The sequence below is a fragment of the Streptomyces shenzhenensis genome, assembly GCF_021462265.1.
Lineage (GTDB): Bacteria > Actinomycetota > Actinomycetes > Streptomycetales > Streptomycetaceae > Streptomyces > Streptomyces shenzhenensis.
Genome location: NZ_JAJONF010000024.1, coordinates 72,502 through 84,186 on the forward strand (window position 1 = coordinate 72,502; position 11,685 = coordinate 84,186).

10 protein-coding genes are annotated in these 11,685 nt (G+C 73.5%); 7 read left to right on the forward strand and 3 right to left on the reverse strand.

Features of this window, described 5'->3' with window-relative positions; all coding sequences use genetic code 11:
- Positions 1-232: 232 nt before the first annotated feature.
- On the reverse strand, positions 233-964 hold the full coding sequence (locus LQ326_RS27840; RefSeq protein ID WP_234541318.1) for a VIT1/CCC1 transporter family protein: 732 nt from the start codon (positions 962-964) through the stop codon (positions 233-235).
- Between the two features lie 299 nt (positions 965-1,263).
- Between LQ326_RS27840 and LQ326_RS27845 the strand changes: the two genes are divergently transcribed.
- Genes LQ326_RS27845 through LQ326_RS27875 form a run of 7 tightly spaced genes read left to right on the forward strand, consistent with a single transcriptional unit; the run spans position 1,264 to position 9,531 of the window.
- Entirely contained in the window at positions 1,264-2,658 is a 1,395-nt protein-coding gene (locus LQ326_RS27845) for an ADP-ribosylglycohydrolase family protein (RefSeq protein ID WP_372496970.1), read from the forward strand.
- Complete coding sequence (locus LQ326_RS27850; protein ID WP_234541319.1) at positions 2,655-3,773, forward strand: ADP-ribosylglycohydrolase family protein; 1,119 nt, start codon at positions 2,655-2,657, stop codon at positions 3,771-3,773. Before LQ326_RS27845 ends, LQ326_RS27850 begins: the two co-directional genes overlap by 4 nt.
- 8 nt (positions 3,774-3,781) lie before the next feature.
- Positions 3,782-4,957, forward strand: a complete 1,176-nt coding sequence (locus LQ326_RS27855) for an ADP-ribosylglycohydrolase family protein (RefSeq protein WP_234541321.1) — start codon at positions 3,782-3,784, stop codon at positions 4,955-4,957.
- Positions 4,945-6,588 (forward strand): ADP-ribosylglycohydrolase family protein, encoded by a 1,644-nt coding sequence (locus tag LQ326_RS27860; protein ID WP_234541323.1) that lies wholly within the window; start codon positions 4,945-4,947, stop codon positions 6,586-6,588. Before LQ326_RS27855 ends, LQ326_RS27860 begins: the two co-directional genes overlap by 13 nt.
- On the forward strand, positions 6,585-7,478 hold the full coding sequence (rbsK, locus tag LQ326_RS27865; RefSeq protein ID WP_234541325.1) for a ribokinase: 894 nt from the start codon (positions 6,585-6,587) through the stop codon (positions 7,476-7,478). Before LQ326_RS27860 ends, rbsK begins: the two co-directional genes overlap by 4 nt.
- Positions 7,475-8,713, forward strand: a complete 1,239-nt coding sequence (locus tag LQ326_RS27870) for a CaiB/BaiF CoA transferase family protein (protein ID WP_234541330.1) — start codon at positions 7,475-7,477, stop codon at positions 8,711-8,713. The genes rbsK and LQ326_RS27870 overlap by 4 nt, the downstream gene beginning before the upstream one ends.
- Positions 8,710-9,531, forward strand: a complete 822-nt coding sequence (locus tag LQ326_RS27875; protein WP_234541331.1) for an HpcH/HpaI aldolase/citrate lyase family protein — start codon at positions 8,710-8,712, stop codon at positions 9,529-9,531. Before LQ326_RS27870 ends, LQ326_RS27875 begins: the two co-directional genes overlap by 4 nt.
- Before the next feature lie 208 nt (positions 9,532-9,739).
- Here the strand turns inward: LQ326_RS27875 and lgt are convergent, their stop codons facing one another.
- Together lgt and LQ326_RS27885 are read right to left on the reverse strand one after the other, a co-directional pair.
- Positions 9,740-10,768: a prolipoprotein diacylglyceryl transferase gene (lgt, locus tag LQ326_RS27880; RefSeq protein ID WP_234541332.1), complete on the reverse strand. Its 1,029-nt coding sequence runs from the start codon at positions 10,766-10,768 to the stop codon at positions 9,740-9,742.
- A 94-nt stretch (positions 10,769-10,862) separates the two neighbouring features.
- The gene (locus LQ326_RS27885; RefSeq protein ID WP_234541335.1) at positions 10,863-11,639 is read right to left on the reverse strand and encodes a DsbA family protein; all 777 of its coding nucleotides are present in this window, start codon (positions 11,637-11,639) and stop codon (positions 10,863-10,865) included.
- Positions 11,640-11,685: the final 46 nt, after the last annotated feature.

Genomic DNA, 11,685 nt, shown 5'->3' on the forward strand with positions numbered 1-11,685 from the left:
CCGCAGGGGGTTACGGCGAGGGACCGCACAAAGCGGTCAAGGTGGTGGGGGACCGATCCGGACAGATCCGTGTCCATCGGTCCGCGGGGGGCGGGGTGAGCGTCGCGCCACCCCACAGGTGCCCGGCAGGCGTCATTGCCTGCGGCGCTTACGGCTCATGCCCAGTGGTTAAGCATTCGAAACCAGCGAGTAACGGGTACTTATGCGGCCCAACGCATAGGTACCAGTCGCACTATCCTACGGCCGTCCCGAACAGAGTACCCAGGACGTACGTCACACCGGCGGCCGCGCCACCCAGCGCGAGCTGCCGCAGGCCGCTGAACCACCAGCTCCGCGCGGTCACCTTGGCCACCACGGCACCACACCCGAACAGCCCGAAGAGCGCCAGCAGCAGGGCGGGCCAGAGCGCGGTCGCGCCGAGCAGGAACGGCAGCACGGGCAGCAGCGCGCCCAGCGCGAACGCCCCGAAGGAGGAGACGGCGGCAACCAGCGGGGAGGGCAGCTCGCCGGGGTCGATCCCGAGCTCCTCCCGGGCGTGTATCTCCAGCGCCTGCTCCGGGTCGGCGGACAGCTGCCGGGCGACCTCCCGCGCGAGCGCCGGCTCCACGCCCCTCGCCTCGTACAGGGCGGCCAGCTCGGCCTCCTCGTCCTGCGGATGCCTGCGCAGCTCGGCGCGCTCGACATCCAGCTCGGCCTCGACGAGCTCGCGCTGCGAGGCGACGGAGGTGTACTCGCCGGCGGCCATCGAGAAGGCGCCGGCGGCCAGCCCCGCGAGCCCGGTGATGATGATGGTCTGGTGACCGACGGACCCGCCCGCGACACCGGTCATCAGGGCGAGGTTGGAGACCAGTCCGTCCATGGCACCGAAGACGGCGGGCCGCAGCCACCCGCCGTTGACATCCCGGTGGGTGTGGTTGTCGCGGTGGGCCTCGTGCAGGGACGCCTGGGTCTCGATGACGGCCATGTGGGTTCCCCCAAAAGTTCTCGCAGCACGCCTCCAGATAAGCTGAGGCAAAGCTAACTTTGGACAAGTTCTATCTTTCGACAACGCTCACGATACGTCGCGGCATTCCCCGTCGCCAGCAAGGAAAGGCTCGGCTAACCTGCGGTTTTACGCCTCTCCGCTCACACGGGCGAGATGCCGCGCAGATGTCGACCGGGTGATGTGAAGGCCCTCCAGGCTGCGGTCAACCGCCGTTGGTGGGACACATCCGCAAACGGTTCCGCGCCCCCGCGCGAAGCCCCTCCCGGAGAGGCCCGCCCATGTCATCGATCGTCTGCACGCCGCCGGTCCCCACTCCCGACGAGCCCGCCTCCGAACTGCGGGACCGGGCTCGGGGAGCGCTGCTGGGCCTGGCCGTGGGCGACGCGCTCGGGGCGCCGGCGGAGAACATGAAGCCCTCCGAGATCCGCGCCCGCTGGGGCCGCGTCACGGGATACCTGACCGACCGCCCCGCCGGTACGGACGACACCGAGTACGCGATCTTCTCCGGCCTCCTCCTCGCCCGCCATGGCTCGGCACTCACCAGCGCCCATGTCGAGGCGGCCTGGCACGAGTGGATCGCCGACCGCGCCGAGGGCCCCTTCAAGGGCGCCGGCTTCAGCGAGCGCGGGACCCTGGAGAACCTCCGCCGGGGCCTGGCCGCCCCCATCTCCGCCCAGCACCGGCACGCCTGGAGCGACGGCCTCGCGATGCGGGCGGCCCCCTTCGGCGTCTTCGCGGCGGGCCGCCCCGCCGAGGCGGCCCGGCTCGTCGCCGTCGACGGCTCGGTGAGCCACGAGGGCGAGGGCATCTACGGCGGCCAGGCGGTGGCGGCGGGGGTCGCGGCGGCGATGGCCGGGGCCCCTCCGACGGCGGTGGTGGCGGCGGCCCTCGCGGTGATCCCGGACGACTCGTGGACGGCCCGCTCGCTGCGCCGCGCGGTGTCGGTCGCCCACCGCGGCGAACGCGCGGTCCGCACCGCGGTGGTCATCGGCGGCTACCCCTGGACCGACCTGGCCCCGGAGGCGGTCGCGCTGGCCTTCGGCGCGTACGCGGCGGCGGACGGCGACTTCCGCGACGCGGTGCTGACGGCCGTCAACATGGGCCGCGACGCGGACACGACAGCCGCGGTGGCCGGCGCGCTGGCGGGCGCGACGCGGGGCGAGACATCGATCCCACCGGAGTGGGGTGCGGCGATCGGCCCGGCCCGGGGCAGCTGCCTGCCGTCGATGGCGGGCCGCCACGTACTGGAGGTGGCGGAACTGCTGACGGCGGCGGCTTGGGGGACAACGGGGCCACGCTCCTCACCACCGGCGCCCCCGCCGACCGAACCGCACCCCTCGGCGCCGCCCGCACCACCAACTCCGACCGCCACCGAGCCACCACCCCCGACACCGGCCTCACTGCCCACCGAGCCACCCTCCTCAGCACCGACCGCACCGCCCACCGAGCCGCAACCCGCTACGCCGGCCCTGCGCCCGGCCGAGCCACAACCCGCTACGCCGGCCCTGCGGCCGGCCGAGCCACAACCCGCTACGCCGGCCCTGCGGCCGGCCGAGCCGCCACCCCCCGCACCGGTCCTTCCGCCGAGTGAGGCGGGTGGTGGGCGTGGGAGGTCTCGGGGGTTCAGGGGGCGGAGCCCGCTGGTGGCCGGGTGTGGTGAGGGGTTCCGGTGACCCGGCGTCGTATCGAGGGCCTCCTCCTCGGGCTCGCCGCAGGCGACGCCGCCGGCTGGCCCTCCGCGCGGCACCGCGCATCCCGCATGCCGGAATGGACCCGCCGCCTCACCCGCGAACTCGACACCTTCGCCGAGCACAACGCGACCACCACCCTCCCCGTCCCCATCGCCCTCAACCAGCCCCCCGAGCCCCTCCGACTCGGCCCCTCCGACGACGCCGAGTGGGCGGCTTTCGCCGCGGAGGCCGTCCTGCGCGCCGGCGACGACACCGTCCTCGGCGACCTCAGCCGTGAGCTCCGTACCCGCGCCGCCATCGACCTCACCTGGACCGCCGTCGCCTCCGAGGTCGCCGCCGCGGCCGAACGCGCCCCGGAGATCGAGTCGGCCGTACTCCCGCTGCGCGCCCGCATCTCCGTCCGCGCCGGCCTCGGCAACCTCGCCGCCGGCCTGCGCCCGCCCGCCACCGGCCACGACAACCCGCACTACTTCGACGACGCGGCCTGCGTCCGCGCCTGCGCGCTCGCCGTCGCCTACCCCGGCGACCCCCGACGCGCCGCCGACCTCGCCGAGTTCGACGCCCGCTACACCCAGGACGGCGACGGCGTGCACGGCGCCCGGGCCATGGCCGCGGCCCTCGCCCTCGCCCTCGTCGGCGCCGAGGTCGAGACCTGCGTGGCGGCCGCCCTCACCGAACTCCCCGACGCCACCGAGATCGGCCGCAACGCCCGGCACGCCCTCACCCTGGCCGGCACCTCGGACTCCGCGTTCGCCCTGATCCCCCTCCTCGAACACCAAATCGTCGACCACGTCTACAGCTACGGCATCGCCGCCGCCGAAACCGTCCCGGTCGCCCTCGCCCTCGCCACCGCCGCGCGCGGCCGGATCGCCGAGGCCGTGCCCGCCGCCGCCTGCCTCTCCCGGGTCGCCGACTCGGCCCCCGCCCTGGCCGGCGCGCTCACCGGCGCCCTCGGCGGCGCCGAAGAGATCCCGGAGTCCTGGCGGGACGCCTGCCGCACCCTCTCCGGCTGCGCCCTCCCCCGCCTCACCGACACCGACCTCGTGGAACTCGCCGAACTCCTGGAAGCCACACAACCGGCCCGTCCAGGTGGATGATTCGGTGCATGACGCCCAAAGGAGAAGAAAGCGCCGGAGCTTCGCTCGACGACCGGATCACCGGAGCACTGGTCGGGGCCGCCGTCGGCGACGCCCTCGGCGGTCCGGTGGAGGGATACTCCCCCGACCAGATCCTCGAACGGCACGGCGGCCGCGTCCACGGCATCGTCGGTCCCTGGAACGGCGACGCCTGGCGCACCGCCCGCCCCATCGCGCCGTACCACAAGGGCGACGGGCACGTCACCGACGACACGTTGATGACCCATGCGCTGGTACGGGTGTACGACAGGGTCCGCGACCATCTCGACGCGTACGCGATCGCCGACCACCTGGTCCCGGACCTGATGACCAACCCCCGCTGGATTCCGGAGCTGGAGACGGAGACCCTCCTCCTCCACCGCGTCTTCCTCGCCGAGAAGTGGCTGGCGACCCGCCTGCACCACGGCCACGCCGACCCCCGCGAGGCCGGCGTCGGCAACATCGTCAACTGCGGCGCCGCGATGTACATGGCCCCGGTCGGCCTGGTCAACGCGGCGAACCCGCGGGCCGCGTACGCCGAGGCCCTGGATGTCGCGGGCGCCCACCAGTCGTCGTACGGCAGAGAGGCGGCGGGCGTCTTCGCGGCGGCGGTGGCGGCGGCGACGGCGCCCGGCGCGACGGCGGATTCGGTGGTCGGCGTCTGCCTGGCCGTGGCGCGGGACGGCACGCGCACGGCGATCGAGAAGGTCTGTGAAACGGCCGCGCACCACACGGACTTCGAGTCGGCGCTCGTCCCGCTCCGCGAGGCGATCGCCCCCTACGACACGGTGGGCCCCGACTACCGGTCCCCCTCCCTGGGCGCCCGCCGTCCCTCCCGCCTGCACTCCATCGAGGAACTCCCCATCGCCCTGGGCATGTTGCTGGTGGCCGACGGGGACCACCGGCACGCCGTCCTCGGTGCCGTCAACTACGGCAGGGACTGCGACTCGATCGCGACGATGGCGGGCGCGATCGCCGGGGCGCTGGGATCGCCGGTTCCGCAGGAGTGGTCGAAGCACGTCGCGGAGGCCAGCCGCCTCGACCTCTGGGAACCGCCCCGCACGCTGGCCGCCGTGACCCGCGAGATCTTCACCCGCGACACGGAACGCCGCCGTGCCCACGAGGAGTCCTTCGCCCGCCTCGGAGGCTCCAGTTGCTCCGCCTGACCTGGGTCCAGCCGGAGGACCTGCTGGGCCATGAGCTGCGCCAGGCCCGCCAGGACGGACGGGAGCCGTCGGCCGTCGAGGCGAGGTGGCGGGCGGCGGGGGGTACGGACGCGCCGCCGCGCGCGGGCGCGTCGCCGGACCGGGCGTCGCGCTATCTGCGCCAGCTCGCGGAGGACCTGCTCGACGAACTCGCCGATCTCCCCAGCAGGTTGAACGAGCCGACGGAGCTGGCCGAGATCAAGGCACTGTGTCCCCAGTGGCCGGACGCGCCCCGGGGAGGGCGGTGCGGGCCGTCGTGCGGCTGCGGGTGCGATGTGGCTGATCGCGCCCACGCGGCGGCAGCCGCACATCGACTGGAGCCCCGCGCCCCTGACGGGGCGCCGCACAGTTGCGGGCGGTCGTGCCTCCCCCAGTGCCTCAAGGGCCTGGGAGGTGCCCCCAGGGGCGATGGGGGTCCCCTCGCGCGAGCGAAGCCGAGCGTGGGGGAGGGCGGGCGCTGGAGGTCCCCCCGGCCGAAGGCTGGGGGAGGCGCCCGGCAAGCGCCGGCAGGCGTCCCCGCCCCCGCGCCGCCCCCCAACGCCCGCGCCTACCACGCCGCCTGGCTGGGCCGGGCCGTCGGCTGCCTGCTCGGCAAACCGGTCGAGAAGCTGCCCCTCCACGCCATCCGCGAACTCGCCCGCGCCACCGGCAACTGGCCCCTGCACCACTACTTCACCGCCCACGGCGTCCCCCGGGACCTCCTTCTCGCCCACCCCTGGAACCGCCGCTCCGCCCCCACCTCCCTCGCCGAGAACATCGCCGGCATGCCCGAGGACGACGACCTCAACTACCCTCTCCTCAACCTCCTCCTGCTGCAACGCCACGGCAGGGACTTCACCACCACCGACGTGGCCGCCCTCTGGCTCGACGAGCTACCCGCCGGCCGCACCTTCACCGCCGAGCGCGTCGCCTACCGCAACCTGCTCACCGGCATCGAACCCCCGCACACCGCCCGCCACCGCAACCCCTTCCGCGAGTGGATCGGCGCTCTCATCCGCGCCGACGCGCACGGCTGGACCAACCCCGGCGACCCGGCCGCCGCCGCCGAACAGGCCCACCGCGACGCCACCCTCACCCACACCGCCAACGGCGTCTACGCGGCGATGTTCACGGCGGCCGTCATCGCCACCGCCGCCACCGGCACCCACGACGTCCACGCCTGTCTGCGCACCGGCCGATCCGTCGTCCCGCCCCACTCGCGCCTCGCCCACGCCATCGATCACGCGATCCGGCTCGCCGGGGAACACGCCGACTTCGACACCGTCGTCGACGAACTCCACGCCACCCACTCCGCCACCCACCACTGGGTGCACGCCATCCCCAACACCGCCCTGATCGCCGCCGCCCTCACCCACGCCGACGGCGACTTCACCGGCTCCGTCGGCCGTGCCGTGAGCGGCGGTTGGGACACCGACTCGAACGGCGCGACGGCGGGATCCGTCGCCGGACTGCTCGCCGGTGACCCCGACGCCCTCCCGGACCGCTGGACGACCCCGCTCAAGAACCGACTCGCCACCTCCGTCGCCGGTTTCGACGGCACCGGCTTCGACGCCCTCGCCCACCTCACCCACCTGGAGGCGACCCGCTCATGACCCACATCGCCGTACTGGGCAGCTTGAACATGGACCTCGTCGCGTACGCCGAGAAAGCCCCACAGCTCGGCGAGACCGTGACGGGACGAGCATTCCGCACGATCCCCGGCGGCAAGGGCGCCAACCAGGCGATCGCCGCCGCCCGCGCCGGCGCCACCGTCTCGATGATCGGCGCGGTCGGCCACGACGTCTACGGCGCCCGGATGCGCGAGACCCTCGAACACTCCGGCGTGGACACGGACTCGCTGCGCACGATCGAGGGCCCCTCCGGCACCGCGCACATCGTCGTGGACGACGAGGGCGGCAACGCGATCGTCGTGGTCCCCGGCGCGAACGGCACCGTCGACCATCTCTCCCCCGGCGACGAGGGCGTCATCGCCTCCGCCGACACGCTCCTGCTCCAGTTGGAGATCCCCCTCGCGGCGGTGGTGGCCGGAGCGCAGGCCGCCCGCCGGCACGGCGTCCGGACCATCCTCACCCCGTCCCCGGCCCGCCCGCTCCCGTTCGAACTCCTCAACAGCATCGACCTGCTGGTGCCGAACGAGCGGGAGGCGGCCACCCTCACCGACCGCACCGACCCGCGCGACGCGGCGGCCGCGCTCCTCGACCGGGTGCCGCAGGTCGTCGTCACGCTCGGCGGGGCCGGCAGCCTCTACCTCACCCGCGACGCCGCACCCCTGGTCATCCCCGCACCCCGGGTGACCGTCGTGGACTCGACGGGCGCGGGCGACACCTTCGTCGGCGCCCTCGCGGTGGCCCTGGCCGAGGAGAAGCCGATCCGGGAGGCCCTGTCCTGGGCGGCCGCAGCGGCGGCGATCTCCGTACAGCGGGAAGGGGCTACGGCGTCGATGCCGTACCGCCCGGAGATCGAGGCCCAGTACACCGCATGAACACGACACCCACGCCACCCACGGGCCCGGCGACGCATCCCGAGGCCCCGCTCCCGCCCCTCACCGGTCTGCGCGTCCTCGATCTCGCCACCCTCTTCGCCGGTCCGCTCGCCGCCACCCTGCTCGGCGACTTCGGCGCCGAGGTCGTCAAGGTGGAGCACCCCGCCAAGCCCGACCCCTCCCGGGGCCACGGCCCGGCCAAACACGGCGTCGGCCTGTGGTGGAAGCTCCTCGGCCGCAACAAGCGCGCCATCACCCTCGACCTGTCCAAGCCCGGCGGCCGTGCCACGCTCCTCCGGCTCGCCGCCACCGCCGACGTGATCGTCGAGAACTTCCGCCCCGGCACCCTGGAGAAGTGGGACCTCGGCTGGGCGGAACTCTCCGCCGCCAACCCGCGCCTGGTCCTGGCCCGGGTCACCGCCTTCGGCCAGTTCGGCCCCTACGCCCGTCGCCCCGGCTTCGGCACCCTCGCCGAGGCGATGAGCGGCTTCGCGGCGATCACCGGCGAACCGGACGCCCCGCCGACGCTGCCCCCGTTCGGGCTCGCCGACTCCATCGCGGCGCTGGCCACCGCGTACGCGGTGATGACCGCGCTCGCCGCCCGGGACCGCACCGGCGAGGGCCAGGTCGTCGACATGGCGATCATCGAGCCGATCCTGGCCGTCCTCGGCCCGCAGCCCACCTGGTACGACCAGCTCGGCTACGTCCAGGCACGGACCGGCAACCGGTCCGCCAACAACGCCCCGCGCAACACCTACCGCACGGCGGACGGCAGCTGGGTCGCCGTGTCCACCTCGGCCCAGTCGATCGCGGAACGCGTGCTGCGGCTGGTCGGGCGCCCGGAGCTGATCGACGAGCCGTGGTTCGCGACCGGCGCCGGCCGGGCCGCGCACGCCGACGTCCTCGACGCGGCCGTCGGCGGCTGGGTCGCCACCCGCTCCCGTGCCGAGGTGCTGGCCGAGTTCGAGAAGGCGGAGGCGGCGGTGGCGCCCGTCCAGGACGTACGGGACGTCATGGCGGACCCGCAGTACCAGGCGCTGAACACGATCACCACCGTGCCCGACCCCGAGCTGGGCCCGCTGCGCATGCAGAACGTGCTCTTCCGGCTCTCGGCCACCCCCGGCGCGATCCGCTGGACCGGCCGTCCGCACGGCGCCGACACGGAGGAGGTCCTGGCCGAGCTGGGCCTGACCCCGGCCCAGGTGCGGGCCCTGCGTGCGGAGGGCGCCGTATGACCACCGCGCCGTTCCCGCTGACCTGGCTGTACGTGCCCGGCGACCGGCCCCGTGTGGTCGCCAAGGCGCTGGCCTCCGGAGCCGATGTGGTGGTGATCGACCTGGAGGACGCGGTCGCCCCCGACCGCAAGGACTACGCCCGCGCCGCCACCGCGGAGCTCCTCACCCACTCCCAGCAGGTGCCGGTGCACGTCCGGATCAACGCCCTGGACACCCCCTGGGCGCAGGCCGATCTCCAGGCCCTCGTCTCCCTCCCCGGCCTCGACGGCCTGCGCCTCCCCAAAGTGACGAGCCCCGAGGACATCCGCCGGCTCGCCGCCCTGACCACCGCGCTCCCCCTCTACGCCCTGCTCGAATCGGCCCTCGGCATCGAACACGCCTACGCCATCGCCGCCGCCCACCCCGCCCTGCGGGGCATCTCCCTGGGCGAGGCGGACCTACGGGCCGACCTGGGCGTACGGGACGACATCGGCCTCGACTGGTCCCGTTCCCGGATCGTGGTGGCCGCGCGGGCGGCGGGCCTCGCCCCACCGCCCCAGTCGGTCCACCCCGACACCCGCGACCTGGGCGGCCTCGCCGCCTCCTGCGCCCACGGCCGCGCCCTGGGCTTCCTGGGCCGCGCCGCGATCCACCCCCGCCAGCTCCCGATCATCGAACGGGCCTACCTCCCCACGGAGGCCGAACTGGAACAGGCCGAAAGAGTCATCAAGGCAGCCACCACGGAACAAGGCGCCCAAGCCCTCCCCGACGGCAGCTTCATCGACGCGGCGGTGGTGGCCGCGGCCCGCAGAACCCTCTCCCTGACCGACCGCCGCTGACCTCTTGAGCCGGTCATCGCCGGCCCCCTTGTTCCATCGCAACTTCTTCCCGCGACGGCGACTTCCTTCTCCGCCACCGCGACGATCTTTTTCTTCCGCCGCGACGGCGCTGTCCGGCGGTGCCGGACCCGGCGCAACCCCGGCGGCCCGCACGCGAAGAGGGCGCCCGGTTCAGTCCCGGGCGCCCTCTTCGCCGTACAACGGCAGGTCAGCTCTTCTTGGTCCCCGAGCCAGCCTCGTCCTTGACCTCGTCGGCGTCGTCGTCCTCGGCGTCGTCCTCGGCATCGGCAACGGCATCGGGGTTACCCGCGTCCTTCGCCTCAGCGGCCTCCACCGTCTCCGCGGCCTCCACCGTCTCCGCGGCCTCCACCGTCTCCGCGGCCTCCGCGTCGCCGCCGGACTCGGCCTCACCCTCGATGACGCCCGGCTCGACCACCGCCTCCCGGCCCGGCCGCTTCTTCGCGGAGAGCACCATGTACAGCACCGCGAGCAGGAACACGATCAACGCGGTCCAGTCGTTGAGCCGGAGACCGAGAATGTGGTGGGCGTCGTCGACGCGCATGTACTCGATCCAGCCGCGGCCCACACAGTACGCGGCGACGTACAGCGCGAAGGCCCGCCCGTGGCCGAGCTTGAAGCGGCGGTCCGCCCAGATGACCAGGAAGCCGACGCCGACACACCACAGCGACTCGTAGAGGAAGGTCGGGTGGTAGTAGCCCGGGATCCGGCCGCCCTCGGAGGAGGTGATGTGCAGGGCCCACGGCACATGGGTCTCGCGGCCGTACAGCTCCTGGTTGAACCAGTTGCCCCAGCGGCCGATCGCCTGGGCGAAGGCGATGCCGGGAGCGATGGCGTCGGCGTAGGCCGGTAGCGGGATACCCCGGCGCCGGCACCCGATCCACGCGCCCACCGCACCCAGCGCGATCGCGCCCCAGATGCCGAGACCGCCCTGCCAGACCTTGAACGCGTCGACCCAGTCACGGCCCGCGCTGAAGTACAGCTCGTAGTCCGTGATCACGTGGTACAGACGCCCGCCGACCAGGCCGAACGGTACGGCCCAGACCGCGATGTCGGCCACGGTGCCGGCCCGCCCGCCCCGGGCGGTCCAGCGCTTGTTTCCGAGCCAGACGGCTACGAAGACACCGATGATGATGCAGAACGCGTAGCCACGCAGCGGAATGGGTCCGAGGTGGATCACTCCGCGCGACGGGCTGGGAATGTAGGCAATCTCTTCCATGGCAGGGTCGACGCTACCGTGCCGGGCCGGGCCGACGGCAACCAGCCCGGCTACGGCTCCATAACGGGGGCGTGAGAAACGCTTACCCCCCTCTCTACCGCTTGTTCGCGTCCTCGACCAGCTGCTTCAGCTTGGCCGGGGTCATGGTCTGGTCCTGGTAGATGTTCTTGCCGTCGAGCAGGACGGTCGGCGTGCCGTTGAACTTCGCCGCCTGGAAGGCCTGGTTGGATTTCGCGACCCAGGAGTTGTGCGTGCCGTCCTTGACGCACTTCTGGAACGCCGGCGTGTTCAGCCCCTGCACCTGCCCGGCCAGCTCGATCAGCTTGTCGTTGTTCGCGAACGCGTCGTCCGTTTCCTTCGGCTGGTTCTCGTACAGCACGTCGTGGAAGTCCCGGAACTTCCCGGCGTCCTGGGCGCAGGCCGCCGCGTTGGCCGCGTTGCGGGAGCCGCTGCCGCCGAGGTTGCCGTCGATCAGCGTGACCAGGTGGTACTCGACTCTGAGCCGGCCGGTGTCGGCCAGCTCGTGGAGCGTCGGCCGGTACGCCGTCTCGAAGGCCTGGCAGGCCGGGCAGCGGAAGTCCTCCCAGACGGTGAGCGTCGCCTTGGCGCCGTCCTTGCCGACCGGGATCGCGAGGCTGTCCTTGCCCTGCGCGCCGGAGGGCGCCACGACCGGGCCCGAGCTCGCACCGCTCTTGTCCTTGCCCGCGTTCGCGGCGATCACGCCGACCACCGCCGCCAGACCCAGGACACAGACGACGCTCGCGCCCACGATCAGCGCGCGCCGCCGCTTGTCCGCGGCCCGCTGCTTCTCGCGCTCGGCCGCCAGCCGCTCACGGGCCATCCGCTTTCCGTCACGATTCTTCTCGCTCACACCCCCAGAACGAACCGGGGAGGCGCACCGCGCCTCCCCGGTCCCA

What these genes read in the sequence shown, in the direction of transcription:
- LQ326_RS27845 (WP_372496970.1), top strand. Translation starts at nt 1,264, where the DNA reads ATGTCATCGATCGTCTGCACGCCGCCGGTCCCCACTCCCGACGAGCCC.
- LQ326_RS27870 (WP_234541330.1), top strand. Translation starts at nt 7,475, where the DNA reads ATGAACACGACACCCACGCCACCCACGGGCCCGGCGACGCATCCCGAG.
- LQ326_RS27855 (WP_234541321.1), top strand. Translation starts at nt 3,782, where the DNA reads ATGACGCCCAAAGGAGAAGAAAGCGCCGGAGCTTCGCTCGACGACCGG.
- lgt (WP_234541332.1), bottom strand. Translation starts at nt 10,768, where the DNA reads ATGGAAGAGATTGCCTACATTCCCAGCCCGTCGCGCGGAGTGATCCAC.
- LQ326_RS27875 (WP_234541331.1), top strand. Translation starts at nt 8,710, where the DNA reads ATGACCACCGCGCCGTTCCCGCTGACCTGGCTGTACGTGCCCGGCGAC.
- LQ326_RS27840 (WP_234541318.1), bottom strand. Translation starts at nt 964, where the DNA reads ATGGCCGTCATCGAGACCCAGGCGTCCCTGCACGAGGCCCACCGCGAC.
- rbsK (WP_234541325.1), top strand. Translation starts at nt 6,585, where the DNA reads ATGACCCACATCGCCGTACTGGGCAGCTTGAACATGGACCTCGTCGCG.